General features: G+C 61.2%; 14 protein-coding genes. 6 read left to right on the top strand and 8 right to left on the bottom strand.

The window, feature by feature from the left end:
* Positions 1 to 27: 27 nt before the first annotated feature.
* Positions 28 to 1,428 carry an FtsX-like permease family protein gene (locus tag ACLI1O_RS10320; RefSeq protein WP_239268463.1) on the bottom strand — a complete coding sequence of 467 codons (1,401 nt, stop codon included), beginning with the start codon at positions 1,426 to 1,428 and terminating at the stop codon, positions 28 to 30.
* The gene (locus tag ACLI1O_RS10325; protein WP_411706842.1) at positions 1,425 to 2,111 is read right to left on the bottom strand and encodes an ABC transporter ATP-binding protein; all 687 of its coding nucleotides are present in this window, start codon (positions 2,109 to 2,111) and stop codon (positions 1,425 to 1,427) included. The genes ACLI1O_RS10320 and ACLI1O_RS10325 overlap by 4 nt, the downstream gene beginning before the upstream one ends.
* Between ACLI1O_RS10325 and ACLI1O_RS10330 the strand changes: the two genes are divergently transcribed.
* From ACLI1O_RS10330 to ACLI1O_RS10350, 5 genes are read left to right on the top strand one after another with little or no spacing between them, the layout of a single operon-like run.
* Positions 2,110 to 2,919 carry a sensor histidine kinase gene (locus ACLI1O_RS10330; RefSeq protein ID WP_411706843.1) on the top strand — a complete coding sequence of 270 codons (810 nt, stop codon included), beginning with the start codon at positions 2,110 to 2,112 and terminating at the stop codon, positions 2,917 to 2,919. The two genes, ACLI1O_RS10325 and ACLI1O_RS10330, sit on opposite strands and share 2 nt — an antisense overlap.
* Positions 2,916 to 3,584, top strand: coding sequence for a response regulator transcription factor (locus tag ACLI1O_RS10335; RefSeq protein WP_239268469.1), 669 nt, complete (start codon positions 2,916 to 2,918; stop codon positions 3,582 to 3,584). The genes ACLI1O_RS10330 and ACLI1O_RS10335 overlap by 4 nt, the downstream gene beginning before the upstream one ends.
* Before the next feature lie 24 nt (positions 3,585 to 3,608).
* Entirely contained in the window at positions 3,609 to 3,905 is a 297-nt protein-coding gene (locus tag ACLI1O_RS10340; RefSeq protein ID WP_239268472.1) for a rhodanese-like domain-containing protein, read from the top strand.
* Between the two features lie 37 nt (positions 3,906 to 3,942).
* On the top strand, positions 3,943 to 4,401 hold the full coding sequence (locus tag ACLI1O_RS10345) for a MarR family winged helix-turn-helix transcriptional regulator (RefSeq protein ID WP_239268474.1): 459 nt from the start codon (positions 3,943 to 3,945) through the stop codon (positions 4,399 to 4,401).
* A gap of 2 nt (positions 4,402 to 4,403) precedes the next feature.
* Positions 4,404 to 8,327, top strand: a complete 3,924-nt coding sequence (locus tag ACLI1O_RS10350) for a Pls/PosA family non-ribosomal peptide synthetase (RefSeq protein WP_239268476.1) — start codon at positions 4,404 to 4,406, stop codon at positions 8,325 to 8,327.
* A 1-nt stretch (position 8,328) separates the two neighbouring features.
* Here the strand turns inward: ACLI1O_RS10350 and ACLI1O_RS10355 are convergent, their stop codons facing one another.
* The 6 genes from ACLI1O_RS10355 to groL all read right to left on the bottom strand — a co-directional run bounded on the left by ACLI1O_RS10355 (position 8,329) and on the right by groL (position 15,191).
* On the bottom strand, positions 8,329 to 9,849 hold the full coding sequence (locus tag ACLI1O_RS10355) for a metallophosphoesterase family protein (RefSeq protein WP_411706844.1): 1,521 nt from the start codon (positions 9,847 to 9,849) through the stop codon (positions 8,329 to 8,331).
* 247 nt (positions 9,850 to 10,096) lie between these two features.
* Positions 10,097 to 11,245, bottom strand: coding sequence for an alpha/beta hydrolase (locus ACLI1O_RS10360; protein ID WP_239268481.1), 1,149 nt, complete (start codon positions 11,243 to 11,245; stop codon positions 10,097 to 10,099).
* A gap of 264 nt (positions 11,246 to 11,509) precedes the next feature.
* Positions 11,510 to 12,409 (bottom strand): polyphosphate kinase 2, encoded by a 900-nt coding sequence (gene ppk2, locus ACLI1O_RS10365; protein ID WP_023023989.1) that lies wholly within the window; start codon positions 12,407 to 12,409, stop codon positions 11,510 to 11,512.
* 150 nt (positions 12,410 to 12,559) lie between these two features.
* Positions 12,560 to 12,691, bottom strand: a complete 132-nt coding sequence (locus ACLI1O_RS10370; protein WP_023023991.1) for a hypothetical protein — start codon at positions 12,689 to 12,691, stop codon at positions 12,560 to 12,562.
* 45 nt (positions 12,692 to 12,736) lie between these two features.
* A complete protein-coding gene (locus tag ACLI1O_RS10375) occupies positions 12,737 to 12,916 on the bottom strand; it encodes a hypothetical protein (protein ID WP_023023993.1) in 180 nt (59 codons plus the stop codon).
* 631 nt (positions 12,917 to 13,547) lie between these two features.
* Positions 13,548 to 15,191 carry a chaperonin GroEL gene (gene groL, locus ACLI1O_RS10380; protein WP_239275345.1) on the bottom strand — a complete coding sequence of 548 codons (1,644 nt, stop codon included), beginning with the start codon at positions 15,189 to 15,191 and terminating at the stop codon, positions 13,548 to 13,550.
* 1 nt (position 15,192) lies between these two features.
* Here groL and ACLI1O_RS10385 point away from each other — a divergent pair, with 1 nt between their 5' ends.
* Positions 15,193 to 15,336 (top strand): hypothetical protein, encoded by a 144-nt coding sequence (locus tag ACLI1O_RS10385; protein ID WP_156904629.1) that lies wholly within the window; start codon positions 15,193 to 15,195, stop codon positions 15,334 to 15,336.
* Positions 15,337 to 15,371: the final 35 nt, after the last annotated feature.

Raw genomic sequence — 15,371 nt, forward strand, 5'->3', positions numbered from 1 at the left:
GGGTTCACCGCAGCCGCCGGTAACCGGCTACTCCCTGCGGCGGCCGCTGCGGAGAACCTGGCTGCGCAGGGGCTCGACGAGCGCGATGGCGAGGAAGGTTACCGCCCAACCCAGGGCGAGGAAACCGAAGGACATAAGGAACCGCCCGGCGAGGTCAATATCTTCGCCCTCGAGAGCGCTAAAGAACATCAGCGCCGCGATGCTGCCGCCGAAGAGGAAGCCAAAGAGACTGAGCGCAACTATGGGGCCCATCACAGCACGGGCGTTCGTGCTGAATTGGAAGCGGCGCGGCACGCCCATCAGGTCGAGGGAGCGGATGAGTTCCTTGTCCTCGAAGGCGGACGATACTTGGCCCAAGAAAATGGACATGCTGGTCAAAGCGAAGCCGAAGAGCAAGGTCAGGATGACGCCGGTGGACACGTCCCGGAACATGATGCCCGTTTCTTGTTCTTCCTTCAGAGCGGTAGTCAGGGCGTCGGTGCCCATGGGCGCGCCCAAGAGGAAGCCGGCGAGGAAGCCGAAGAAGCCGATGGCCGCGCTTTGTCGCCAGGCGCGGCGGGCGTTGGCGTTGACGCGCTGGCAGGCCACGAGGTGTGCGGTGCCGGGGAGCAAAGCCAAAAGGCGGGCGCCGATTTGCAGGAGGTAGGGCGCGACCAGGTTGATGCTCATGACCACCGCGAAGAGCACGACGGCCACGGAGATTTCGGGTGCGTCGGATTTGCCTTTGAGCAGGGCACCGCCGACGGTGACGATGAGGAGGAAGGCGATGAGGCGCCACCATCTGAAAGCGGCGGGCATCTGGCGCTTGGCCACGCCGAGGGGGCTGACGCGCACGCGCCGCATGCCGGCAAGGGCCGCGGCGAGGGCGAGGAGGAAGAGGACTGCGGCCACCGCGAGGTATCCCCACCAGGGCAGGATGATTTCCTCAAAGGCGACGGGGCGGTCCTGGAATTTCACGTGCGTGAAGACCGGGGCGATGAGCACGCTGACGAGCCAGCCGAGCACAATGCCGATGAGGGCTTGGATGCCGGTCTCGACGGCGGCCATGCGCTCAACTTGGTGGGAGCTTAGGCCCAGAAGGCGGAGGGTGGACAGGCGCTGTTCCCTGCCGGAGGCGCCGAGGACGGCGGCCTGCGCGGTCAGGTTAAACAGGGCGGGAACGATGAAAGCGCAAGCCATGAGCGCGAGGACGAACCAGGGCAGGAAGTAATCTTCCGGGGTGTCTCCGGCAGCGGCGCGCAGGGCGGGCACGGCGGATTCTGGGTGGTGGGCGCGCTGCCAGAACATCCAGGTGCCGCCGGCGACGAGAAAGGCGATGGCAGAACCCAGCGTCAGGCTCACGATGGCCAGCACGCTGACAATGCCCGCACCGGAGCGGGCGCGGACGGATTCGCGCTGGAGGCCAAGGACTAGGGTCGCGGTATTCATGGCTGCACCCCCAGGCGGCGGTCATCGTGAATGATGCCGTCGCGGATTTCCACGCGGCGCTGCATCCAGTCCGCCACCTTGGGGTCGTGGGTGACCATGACGAGGCTGGCGCCGGATTGGCGCACGGTGGTGGTCAGCATCTGCATGACCTCGTGGCCGGTGGCTTGGTCGAGGGCGCCGGTGGGTTCATCGGCAAAGATGACGCCGGGGTTGGCCACGAGGGCGCGGGCGATGGTCACGCGCTGGGCCTGGCCGCCGGAGACTTGGGCGGGCCGGCGGTCCGCGAGATCGCCGAGCCCCAGTTGGTCGAGCAGCGACAGCGCCTTTGCGCGGGCCGCACGTCGGCCTAGACCGTTGAGCATCGCGGGCAGTGCCACATTGTCCAGGTTGGTCAGCTCCGGCAAAAGCTGGCCGTCTTGGAAGACGAAGCCGGAGTGGCGGAGGCGGGTGCGGGAGCGGGCGGCATCGGAAAGCGTGGAGATGACTTCGTCGCCGAAGCGGACGCTGCCGTCGGTGGGCGTGAGTACGCCGGACATGCAGTGCAGCAGGGTGGATTTGCCGGAGCCGGAGGGCCCCATGATGGCGACGAGCTCGCCTGGGGTGATGTCCAGGGTGATGCCGGCCAGCACGGGGCCGCCGCCGAAGTCCTTCGTGATGTCGTGGAGGGAAAGTGTTTGTGTCATGCTGTTCATTTCACCGTGCCGGGCGCGCTATTCCTACAGCGCTAAGGATACTTTCCGGGTAGTGCTAGCTTTACCCCTGCCTGGGGCGCGCGCGATTAGGCTTGGGGGCGTGTTTTTCAGCAAGAAGCAGGCCACCAGCAATGAGGAGCGGCAGGCGCGGGTCATCGCGGAGCTGACGGCCTCGCGCCGCGCGATTGCGGATGCCTACGAGGTGGAGCGCGCCCGCATCGAGCGGGATCTGCACGATGGCGCGCAGCAATATTTGGTGGCGGCAAGCATGAAGCTCGGTGAGGCCCTGCTGGATGCGACCGGCTCCGAGGCCGAATTGCTCACCGCCGCGAAGCGGGACGTGGATCGCGGCCTGCGTTCGCTGCACGCGACGGTGCACGGCATTCACCCGCAGGTCCTCCAGGATCACGGTTTGGTGGCCGCGCTTGCCGATGCCGCCTCCGCCCACGGCCCCCACGTCAGCGTCTACGCCCCACACCCGTTGCCGAGGCTTTCCGCCAGCGTGCTGGCCTGCGCTTATTTCTTCGGTACCGAGGCGCTGACCAATGCCGCGAAGCACGCGCCGGGCGCGCCGGTCTCGGTGCTCATCACCTCGGATGCCGCCCTGCATATCTCGGTCATGGATGAGGGCCCGGGCGGGGCGCGCATGGTTCCCGGGCGCGGGCTGGCCGGCATGGCCGAGCGGCTGGCGGCCTTTGGCGGGGAGCTGTCGCTGTCCTCGCCGGAGGGAGGCCCGACGCGGGTAAAGTGCACGATTCCGCTCCTTTTGGAGCGCGGGCAGACGGGAGTATCAGCATGAGTGGATTGAGGATTGTGATTGCGGATGACTCCGCGATCCTACGCGAGGGCCTTGCCGGGCTGTTGGAGCGCCGCGGCCACGAGGTCGTGGGCAGGGCGGGAACGGCGGTGGAGCTGGAGGGGGTCATCGGCAAGCTGAGTGCCCAGTTGCCGGATGTGGTGATAACGGATGTGCGCATGCCGCCGGAGATGGGCGATGATGGGCTGAAGGCGGCGGTGGCACTGCGCCGCGCCTATCCGGGCCTGCCGGTGATGGTGCTATCGCAGTACGTGGCGCCGGCGTATGCGGTGGCACTCTTTGATTCCCCGGATGCGGGCACCGGGTACCTGCTTAAGGATCGCGTCTCTGAGGTGCGCGATTTCCTGGCCAGCCTGGAGGTGGTGGCCCAGGGCGGCACGGTCATCGATCCGACGGTGGCGCAGGCACTCATGCGCTCTGGGCGCAGCGGGTTGGGTGAGCTCAGCCCCCGCGAGCGCGAGGTCCTAGAGCTGATGTCGCGCGGGAAGTCCAATAAAGACATGGCCGCCGAGCTGGTGCTTTCCAATGCTGCCGTGGCCAAGCACGTCTCCAATATCTTTACCAAGCTGCGCCTGGATCCCAGCGAGGATAACCGCCGCGTGAAGGCGATCTTGCAGTATCTCTCCGCGGCCACCTACGGCGGCTAGCGCGCGGCACGTAGACTGCGGGGTATGCAAAACGTACAGCCAACCGAAGTTCCAGCAGGCGCGCAGCTTATCGATGTGCGCGAAAACGACGAATGGGCCACCGTGCATGCGGAGGGCGCCACCCATATTCCCATGAGCGAGATAACGGGTCGCATCCAGGAAATCGATCCGGACCGCGATATTTATGTGATTTGCCACCTAGGCGGGCGCAGCGCGCAGGTCTGCCAGTATTTGGAGAACTCCTTGGGCTGGGACGTTATTAATGTCGAGGGCGGCACCGATAAGTGGGAGGCGGATGACCTACCCGTCGTTCGCGATTAATTGGCCTTTACCCATCTTTTGAGATTATAATGATGGTATGGCTTCCACTAATAATTCTGGCATACCAACCTCCCTGCTCGAATCCCCGTCCTTTCAGCTAGAGCGCCTGCGCCGTCGCACCCGCGATGGCGTCGAGGTGGCTCTGCAGACCAAGCAGACGACCATCCGCGAGTTCTGGGTGCTTACCTGCCTCGTCGAGGCGGATGCCGCCTCCCAGTCCTACCTGTCTGACACCTTGGCCATCGATGCCTCCGATATGGTGCGGCTTATTGATGCCCTCGAGGAGCGCGGCTGGGCCAAGCGCGAGCGCGATCCCAAAGATCGCCGCCGCCAAATCGTGGCGTGCACCAAGAAGGGCACCAAGACCCACAAGGACTTGGCGGAGCTCGTCGCTAACGCCGAGGATGACGCGCTCGACGTATCCACCAATAAGCAGCTCAAGCACCTGCGCAAGCTGGCCAAGGCCATCATCGCTGCGGACGAGGACGAGGCATAAGCATGGACGAACCCGAAGAATGTAGTAGGTCTAATACAGAACTTCCCAGCGTCCCGCAGCAGTACCTCCTGCGCGATCTGGCCCCACGCCCGCGCACGCTGTGGGACATCATCACGACCACCGCTGAGATTCATCCAGAAGCCGCCGCGCTTGACGATGGCGAGATCATCACCTACGCCGAACTCGTCCACGAGGTCCAGCTGTGGGCCACAGAGCTGCACGTCAATGGCGTGCGCCGCGGCGATCGCATCGGCATCCGGATGACGTCTGGCAAGCGGGATCTCTACCTCGCTATCCTGTCCACTCTGGCCGCCGGCGCGGCCTACGTGCCGGTGGACGCGGACGATCCGGATGAGCGCGCGGAGATGGTCTTTGGCGAGGCCGATATCGATGGCATGTTCAGCGATGACGGCTTCCGCTTCCTGCGCGAAAAACCGCGCCACGCTGCCGAAGGCGTCGAAGCCCCGCGGCCCGAAGACACCGCGTGGATCATCTTTACCTCCGGTTCCACGGGCAAGCCGAAGGGCGTGGCCGTAAGCCACCGCTCGGCGGCCGCCTTTGTGGACGCGGAGGCCAGCCTCTTCCTCGTCGATCACCCCCATGGCCCGCTCGGCCCGGAAGACCGCGTGCTAGCCGGGCTTTCGGTTGCCTTCGACGCATCCTGTGAGGAGATGTGGCTGGCCTGGGGCCACGGCGGCTGTCTGGTTCCGGCACCGCGTTCCTTGGTGCGGTCCGGCATGGACCTCGGACCGTGGCTGATTCGCCGCGATATCACCGTCGTCTCCACGGTTCCCACCCTGGCGGGCCTGTGGCCGGCGGAAGCACTGGATAATATCCGCCTGCTCATCGTCGGCGGCGAGGCCTGCTCCCAGGAATTGGTGGACCGCCTGGCCACCGAGGACCGCGAGATGTGGAATACCTACGGCCCCACGGAGGCCACCGTCGTCGCCTGCGCGCAAAGGATGATTCCAGGGCGCGCGGTTTCGATCGGTTTGCCGCTGAATGGGTGGGACCTGGTGGTCATCGATAAGCAGGGGCAACCCGTTGGCCTGGGCGAAACCGGCGAATTGGTCATCGGCGGCGTGGGCCTGGCCAGCTACCTGGATCCGCAGAAGGATGCGGAGAAGTACGCGCCGCTGGAATCCATGGGCTGGCAGCGCGCCTACCGCACCGGCGACCACGTGCGCCTGGAAGAAGACGGCCTGTACTTTGTGGGCCGCGTGGATGACCAGGTAAAGATTGGCGGGCGCCGCATCGAGCTGGGTGAGGTCGATGCGAACGTCGCCGCGCTGGATAACGTCTATAACTCCGCCGTGGCCGTGCAAAAGACCCCGGGCGGTGAATCCGTGCTGGTGGGATACGTCTCGCTGGAAGATGAGGCGCGCGGTTTTAACCACGGCGTGGCCCACGAACGGCTGGCGGAGACCATGCCCGCGGCCCTGGTCCCGCGCATCTGCGTGATGGATGAGTTGCCGGTGCGCACCTCCGGCAAGGTGGATAAGAAGGCGCTGCCGTGGCCGCTGCCCGGCGTCGGCGTGGAATCGACCACGCTGACGGAGACCGAGAAGTGGCTAGCCGAGCTCTGGGTCGAGACCCTCGGCGTATCCGTGGAGGATGAGAACGCCGATTTCTTCGACCTCGGCGGTACCTCCCTGGCCGCGGCGACGCTGGTGGGACACATCCGCGATCGCTACCCCACCGTGGCCGTGCGCGATCTCTATGACCACCCGCGACTAGGTTCGCTGGCGGAGCTCATCGCCGGCGCCGAACCGCGCCCTAAGGCGGAGCAACAGAAACCGCTGCGCGAGGTCACCCCGGTCGGCGCGAAGACCCGCGTGGCGCAAACGCTGCTGCAGATCCCCGCCATGACGCTGGCGGCGACCACCTGGCTGGCCTGGCTCATGCTGGGCTCAACGGTGGCCTCCGCTCTGGGCGTGGACTGGGCGCAGTCTTTCCCCTGGTGGCTTGTTATCGCCCTGGTGCTCATCTTTGCCACGCCGCTGGGCCGCATACCCATCGGTGGCTTTGGCGCGCGCCTCATTACCGCCGGGATTAAGCCCGGCGATTACCCGCGCGGTGGTTCGACCCACCTGCGCATCTGGGCCGCGGAACGGTGGGCCGATGCCTCTGGCTCGCGCTCCATTGCGGGCGCCACCTGGGTCAATAACTACGCCCGCGCCTTGGGCGTGAAGATGAAGCGCGGCGTGGATCTGCACTCGCTGCCACCGGTAACGGGCCTGCTTACCCTGGGCAAGCACGCCGCGGTGGAACCGGAGGTCGATCTCACCGGCTACTGGCTCGACGGCGACGTACTCCACGTCGGCGCCATCGACATCAAGGAGGGCGCCCGCGTGGGCGCGCGCTCCACCCTGCTGCCCGGCACCGTGGTGGGCAAGTACGCCCACGTGGAGGCGGGTTCCACCGTCACCGGCCGCAAGAAGATCAAGGACGGCCAGCGTTGGTCCGGCTCTCCTGCGAAGAAGGTGGGCCGCTCCAAGCACCGCTTCCCCTCCAAGCCGCCGAAGCGCCGCCCCTGGTGGGTGGCCATTTACGGTGCGACCTCGCTGTTCCTGGCCGCGCAGCCGCTCATCGCGGTGCTTATCGGCGCCATCGTGGATTTGGCGCTGGTGCATTCCACGGACGGGAACCGCTTCGTCGGCGCGGTGCTCTTCGCTCCCCTCGCGGCGCTTGCGGCCTTTGCCACCTACATGCTGCAGACCTGGCTGGGCGTGCGCATATTGTCCATCGGCATCTCGCCCGGCGTGAACCCGGTGCGCTCTGCCGCCGGCTGGCGCCTGTGGGCCATCGAGCGCCTCATGGATGAGGCCCGCACGCAGCTCTTCCCGCTCTATGCCTCGCAGCTGACCCCGCGGTGGCTGCGCGCTTTGGGCGCGCGCATTGGCAAGGACGTGGAGATTTCCACCGCCGTGATGATCCCCGCGCTCACGGACGTCAAAGACGGCGCCTTCCTTGCCGATGACACCATGATCGGTGGCTACGAGCTCGGCGGCGGCTGGATTCACTCCGGGGAGGCCAAGGTGGGCAAGCGCTCCTTCGTGGGTAACTCCGGTATTACGGCACCCGGGCGCAAACTTTCCAAGAACTCCCTGGTCGCGGTGCTGTCCTCCACGCCGAAGAAGACGAAGTCCGGCGCCAACTGGTGGGGTTCCCCGCCAGAGCGCATGCGCCGCGTTACCGCGCAGATCGATGCCCCCGCCGAGTCTGCCGAGGCCCTGACCTATAACCCGGGCTTCAAACTCAAGGCCGCCCGCGGCGTCGTGGAAACCATGCGCCTGCTCGCGCCGATGTTCTCGGCCATGCTGCTCGCCGCGACCCTGGGGACGCTGTATTACCTGCTTGCCGATGTCGGCTTCCTCACCACCTGGGCCCTTTCCGGCCTCGTGCTCATGGCGATGGGCGCTATCGCTATGGCGGTGACCATCGCCGTGAAGTGGATCTGCGTGGGCACGCACAGCGCAGCCGATCACCCGTTGTGGAGCGTGTTCGTCTGGCTCAACGAGCTACAGGACACCTTCGTGGAGGTCGTCGCCGCCCCGTGGTTCTTCCAGCACACCTACGGCACAGGAGAGATCAACTTGGGCCTGCGGGGGCTGGGAGTGGACATCGGCAAGGGCTCCTGGATCGATTCCTACTGGTTCCCCGAAACCGATCTGTGCCACGTCGGCGCTGGCGCCTCCGTGGGGCCCGGTACCGTGGTGCAGACCCACCTATTCCAGGACCGCGTGATGAGCCTGGATACCGTCACCATCGAGGCCGGCTCCACGCTCGCCTCTCATTCGGTGGCGCTGCCCGCCTCGCTCATTGGTGAATCCAGCACCGTCGGCCCCGGTTCGCTGGTCATGCGCGGTGACCGCGTCCCCGCCAACGCCACCTGGCAGGGTAACCCCATTGAGCCGTGGGGTTAGGCTACCGCGCGAAATCCTGATACTTAATCAATTCGCCAGCCTTAAAATCCCAAGCCTCTACTCGGACGCGGTCAGCAAAAACCTTGACCCGAAGTCCGGTAGAGGCTTCTTCCTTTTCTTTAACGATTTTTTCGTCATTATCGCCATCCGGCATGTACTCGTTGAGGATGGCGCCGGTATTAACTACTGGGAAACCAGTGCGGCCGGGCTCACCGGTACCATCGTAGCGGCGGGTACCCCACCAGTTATTCTGGCGCAGCGAAGAGTGGCTATGGCTGCTAAACCAGACGATGTTGTTGTACTTATTGACCACATTGGACAACGCCTCAAGATCTTCAAAGTCATTCTGGTACCACGCCGAGTGAGACATGGACACCGTTTGCGGAAGCAGCGGGTGGCTAAAGACCAGTGCCGGTATCCCTTTGGCGTCCCAGTAGGCTAGGCGCTCATCTAACCAGTTGAGCTGTTCATTGCTAATACGCTGGAACGGCTCCTTGCCGTGGCGCAGGAGATCGGAGTAGAACTCAGTATTGATGGAAATCATCGGTACCCCATCAACAATTTCTTCTTTCCACGGCTTGTCCTGCCCGGAGTGTTTAAGGAAGCGGTCCATGTATGCCTTGGAGCCTTCCTTGCCATACATTTCATGATTACCGATGGTCCACAATTCCTTCCCAGAATCATGAGGTTCTTCCTCATGAGCGGCTAGGAAGGTATCCCACTGTTCCTGCGAGCCATCGTCTACTAGATCGCCATTAAGGACCAGCGCCCCAGCCTTATCCTCCATGCCGTCGAGTTGGCGCACCGCATCTTTATAATCCTCCGGGTCACCCTGAATATCGCTGAGTACGTCCACAACAGCTTGCGGTGATCCGATCTCCTGGCCTAGCGGTTTAACAACTCCTACGTTATCTACCGCCCACCACCAATCATCGTTGCCGTGGTTGTACTTAAAGCTCACCTGCATCTTCTTGGTTCCTGCAGGTACGTCTACCCCGATGGATTCGTGCTTGGAAAAGACATCCTTATCAAATAGCGCTATCTCCTGCGGCTTTCCGCCATCGAAGGAGACCTGCACCGTGGCGTTTTGCGTGTCCTTGCCTTGGCGGTAGTGGTGATCAAATTCCACATTTACGCGGTCTTGACCAGCAACTGCAATCTCCGGGCTGGTCAACTCCGCATTCATCGAATCGCCCTCTGCCAAGCGCTGCTGTTTATTATCGATAATGGCAAACTTATCGTGCGCTTGGGTGAAATAGTGGCGCATATCGGTTCCTGAGGCCCAAGTCCAGTGGCGCATATCCCCAAAAGTCCAGCCCTTCCACCGAGCCTCGCCCGAATCAACGCCCGCGACATTCGTCTTCCATCCATCCGGTGCGCGGTGTGTAAACCACGCTGGGGTGTCAATCTCGTCAAAACTTTCCTGCCATAACACTCGCGATGGCGATGCTAGGTGTTCCCCTTCCTCGCCACTGTCATCTTCTGCGGCCTCATCCTTCATATGAGGTGACCGCGAAGACATGCCTAAGGGGCCTTGTGAGGAGAGTGAAGAGCCAGAGGACAGCGCGTTCAGCGGCGACTGCGCCACCGCATACGGTGCGCATGCAATTGTAGAAAGGGCCAGGATAGACGAGAAAGCACAGAATTGACGTTTCATAACTATTTTTGTATCCAACCCGGGCAACGAAGGGGTTACATATGCGTAAACTCTTGGCAATCACTGTGGATATGCCAAGAGTTTCAGCTAGAAACGCGTCACAAGAACTGTGCTACACGTGGCGGTCCAGCCAGTCCACCACGGTGTCGAGGGCCTGGTCAGCGGCTGGCTCGTTGAAGACCTCGTGCTTCTGGCCCTCCCAGTTGATGTATTCCACGTCATCAGAGGAAATGGAGTTGTACCAGTCCTGGGAGAAGTACGGCGGAACGATGCCGTCCTTGGTGCCGTGCATGATAAGCGTCGGCGCGGTAAACAGGTCCGCGTTCACAGCATCGTAGGTAGCGATAGCACCCAGCTGCAGCGCGGTACCGGCGCTGGTCTTTTGCGCGATGAGCGGGCTAGACGCGTACTCGTCCTTCACGGCCTGGCTGGTGGAAATGCCTTCCGTGAAGGGGTTGGACAGCATGATCTTCTTCGTGAACTCCGGCGACTGCGCACCAATGTAGGTGCGGTGCGGGATCAGGTTCTGCGCGTAGTTGGCGTTGAAGCTGGTGATATCCGCCAACGGCAGGCGCTCGAACAGGGTGGGGTCGAGCTGCTTTTGCACCTCAGAGATCTCGTCCGGCGTGATGGTCTCGCCCGTTGCCTTCTTACCGGACAGGTTCAACGGTGCACCACCGCCATTGGTGATGATGCCATCGACCTTGCCAGGCTCACGAATGCCGTATGCCTGGACGGTCAACGAGCCCATGGAGTGGCCCAGAAGGAAGGTCTTTACATCGGGGTGCTCACCCTTAGCCATGTCGACGACGCGGTCGAAGTCATTGAGGATGTACTGGAAGTTATCGATGTGCCCCAGTGGCGTGCTGCCGGAGGCAGACTTACCGTGTCCACGGTGGTCCAGGCGGTAGACGTTGTAGCCAGCGTCCAGCAGACGCTTGGCCACGTAGTCATAGCGGCCAGAGTGCTCAGAAACACCATGTGCCAACACGACGTTGCCGCGTGGGTTTTCTACCAGCTGCTTGCGGTAGTAAATCTTCACGCCCTCGCCGTCGTGGCTATCGAAGTAGCCGTCTTCATCGGCGATCTGCTTATCAGAAACGGTGGAGCGACCGAGAACGTCGGTCTTATCTGCCGTTGCTTCTGCTACTGGCTGGCCGCCTTCCGCAAAGGCGGTAGCGGTGAGCGTCCCCGATACTGCGATGGGCGCCATGGATACAGCGGTTGCGGTAGCCAGAACGCACAGTTTCTTCCTCATCATGTACGTACTCCTTTTAGTGGTTTGTGTCACGCATATTGATAGGATGACTTTTAGGTCACCTTGATAGTAGTTTCCCCGGGAACGTAATTCAAGTATTTTTTATTTATGGCTGCCAACTTTTTAAGAAATAGCTGTGAGAATAATCAGGCGCCCTCAGGCTGCCGCTATAAAGGCGGTTGAGCCACCTCAGAGGCCTTAGACATAGCAAAGCGGGAAGACCGATCTCTCGATCTTCCCGCTCAACGGCGCTAGGGATTAACGCTACTAATCACCAATCTGGTCGCGGCCGCGCTTGACGATGTTCCCGTCCGGCTCACCCACCACGTCGTAATCTTTATTGGTGTATTCAAACTTGGACAAGACATACCGCATCGCGTTGACGCGGGCGCGCTTCTTGTCATTGGACTTGATGGTAATCCACGGCGATTCCTCAGTATCCGTATAACGGAACTGCTCTTCCTTCGCACGCGTGTAGTCGTCCCACTTATCCAGAGAAGCCAGGTCCATCGGCGAAAGCTTCCACTGGCGCACCGGATCAATCTGGCGGATAGCAAAGCGCGTGCGCTGTTCCTTCCGGGTAACAGAGAACCACAGCTTGGTCAGCGAAATGCCCGATCCCAGGATCATGTTTTCTAGCATGGGCACCTCGCGCAGGAACTCCGCGTGCTGCGACTCGGTACAAAAGCCCATCACCCGCTCAACGCCGGAGCGGTTGTACCACGAGCGGTCAAAGAAGACGATTTCGCCGGCAGCCGGGAAGTGCTCGATATAGCGCTGGAAATACCAAGAGGTAGACTCACGTGGGGATGGCTTTTCCAACGCGACGGTGCGCGCACCACGCGGGTTCAAGTGCTCGTTGAAACGCTTGATGGTTCCGCCCTTACCGGCAGCATCGCGACCCTCAAATAAAATGATGTGGCGCTGGCCAGTTTCCTTGGTCCAGTTCTGCCACTTCAATAGCTCAATTTGAAGTGCGCGCTTAATGGACTCGTATTCATTGCGAGTCATACGCTCTTCATAAGGGTAATTCTCGCGCCACGTCTGCACCGGAGAGCCATCCGGCATGATCAGCGACGGATCATCCTCATCCGTTCCGTCAACGACGAAGCCGTCGGTTTTTGCAAGGTCAATCTCAGGAAGGTCGTCGTCTTTAATATCAGCCATGCACCAAGTGTAACCCGAATGTAGACATCTAGCGCGCTAACTTTTCGCAGGTGCACCCCAAAAATAAAGGAAAGAAAAACGAAAAAAGACCTACCGAAACCGGTAGGTCTTCCTTGTTTAGTAAGCCTTAAGGCTCACCCGAGGATGCTCTTAGACGAACATGCCGATCAGCTGGGATGCACCGTTAGCAATGTCGATGAACGGGCTAACAATGTCGTGGCCAGCTTCTACGATGGTGTTAGCTACGCCGTTTGCCTTGGAGGAAAAAGTGATGATTTCCATTATGGTCTCCTTAAAATGGGATGGAAAGTAATCCGGTTTAGATTACTAGGAAGAAAGTTCGGTGATTGCGTCCGGCAAAGCTGCCTCAGTAGCAGTCTCAGCTGCGTTCTTCAAGTTACCAAAGGAAAGAATCTCGGTAACGCCGGACAGTACCTTGTACCAGCCTTCCTGGGTGTTTACGAAGTTGTCTAGGTGCATCTGGATGGTGGCGAGATCCACGTTCATGTTTTTCTCCTCGAATAGGTCCGAAGCTTGTACCCCGAAAGGGCTGTGCAATGTGCAGGCACCCTCGGTGGGCGCTACGAGGAGTATTTTGCCATAGGGCTTCAGCGAAGCAACCCCAGATTTCTAGAAACCTTCTCAGCGCCTTAAGTTTTCATAAAAATTTTACACTGGATTTTTACTTCAATCGTTTACCGTAATTACAACTGTATGCCGCTGAACTGGGACTACCGCGCCGCCGCCTCGCCGCAAGGTTAAGAAAAAATTAACACCGTAAAGATTGGTGATGAATTTTCCTATCAATGCAGTACCGGAGATTTATATGGAAGTAGTTTTCATTACCGCGGTTTTTGCCCACTTTTTACCCTAATACGGGGTTAGTTCCGGTAACTAAAGGCGAGTGAGAAGGCTGCCGATGTAACGAAAAGTAGATCCCAAGCTATACAAACGGATCCGTTCGTATCCCCTGTCCCCTCAAAGGGACCCCCGCCTCACCGCCTCACGGAAGGGGCATAAAACACCGCTGCGCCCCTCGCCGCGTGCGTTCAGCACACAGTGAGGGGCGCAGCTTTCGCCAGACTCAAGCGCATATAAGAGCGGGAGCTCAGTATGCGCCAGGCGTGGTGGAGGGCGCTTAGAAGCCCATGCCACCCATAGCGTCAGCGTCAGGCATAGCGTTGTTGGAGTCGGCAGGCTCTGGCTTATCAGCCACAACAGCCTCGGTGGTCAGGAACAGTGCCGCAATGGAGGCGGCGTTCTGCAGTGCAGAGCGGGTGACCTTAACCGGGTCGTTGATGCCGGATTCCATGAGGTTGACGTACTCGCCGGTAGCGGCGTTGAGGCCCTCGCCGGCGGGCAGGCCGGAGACCTTATCTGCGACGACGCCAGGCTCCAGGCCGGCGTTGTGAGCGATCTGCTTCAGCGGTGCAGACAGTGCCTCGCGGACGATCTTTACACCGGTTGCCTCGTCGCCTTCGGCCTCGATGGAGTCAAGAACGGTAGCGGCCTGCAGCAGGGCAACGCCACCGCCGGCAACGATGCCTTCTTCCACGGCTGCCTTGGCGTTGCGCACGGCATCCTCGATGCGGTGCTTGCGCTCCTTGAGCTCAACCTCGGTAGCGGCACCGACCTTGAGCACGGCCACGCCGCCGGAAAGCTTAGCCAGGCGCTCCTGCAGCTTCTCGCGGTCATAATCGGAATCGGAGCTCTCGATCTCAGCGCGGATCTGCTTGATGCGGCCATCGATCTGCTCCTGGGTGCCAGCACCCTGGACGATGGTGGTCTCATCCTTGGTGACAACGACCTTGCGTGCCTGGCCCAAGTACTCCAGCTCGGCGGTCTCTAGGGAAAGGCCAACCTCTTCGGAGATGACCTGGCCGCCGGTCAGGATGGCCATGTCCTGCAGGGTGGCCTTGCGGCGGTCACCGAAGCCCGGGGCCTTCACGGCAACGGACTTGAAGGTGCCGCGGATCTTGTTGACCACGAGGGTGGACAGGGCTTCGCCTTCAACGTCCTCAGCAATGATCAGCAGCGGCTTGCCGGACTGCATGACCTTTTCCAGCAGCGGAACGAGGTCCTTGATGTTGGAGATCTTGGAGGAGACCAGCAGGATGTACGGATCCTCCAGGACCGCCTCCTGGCGCTCCATATCGGTAGCGAAGTAGCCGGAGATGTAGCCCTTATCAAAGCGCATACCCTCAGTAACCTCGAGGTCCACGCCAAAGGTATTGGACTCTTCCACGGTAATAACGGAGTCCTTATTTACGGAACCGTTACCCACGGTGTACATAGCCTCGGCAATCTTTTCACCGATTGCCGGGTCCGCGGCGGAAATGCCAGCGGTGGTAGCGATCTGCTCCTGGGTTTCTACTTCCTTGGCGGAAGACAGCAGGGAGTCCACAACCTTCTTGGTTGCGGTCTCGATGCCGCGCTTGATGCCCATTGGGTTGGAACCAGCGGCTACGTTGCGCAGGCCTTCGCGAACGAGTGCCTGTGCCAGAACGGTTGCGGTGGTGGTGCCGTCGCCGGCGACGTCATCGGTCTTCTTGGCAACTTCCTTGACCAGCTCGGCGCCGATCTTTTCGTAAGCATCCTCGAGCTCGATTTCGCGAGCGATGGAAACGCCGTCATTAGTAATGGTCGGTGCGCCCCAGGACTTTTCTAGGACGACGTTGCGGCCCTTGGGTCCGAGGGTGACCTTGACTGCGTCAGCCAGAGTATTCAGGCCGCGCTCAAGGCTGCGGCGGGCCTCTTCATCAAAAGCGATAATCTTTGCCATAGTGTTTGTGCTCCTTGGATTTATTGAGGACGACACTCACGTCTTTCTCGCTGCGGACGCCCGCGACGGCATGGCTGGTGAGTGTGGACCAACCTCAACCACAACGATGGAGATTTATCTAGCACTCATCCTGTCCGAGTGCTAACGCCCATTCTGGCACTCTCCTACCCCTACTGCAAG

The sequence above is a fragment of the Corynebacterium sp. LaCa78 genome (assembly GCF_046717505.1).
Classification (GTDB): domain Bacteria; phylum Actinomycetota; class Actinomycetes; order Mycobacteriales; family Mycobacteriaceae; genus Corynebacterium.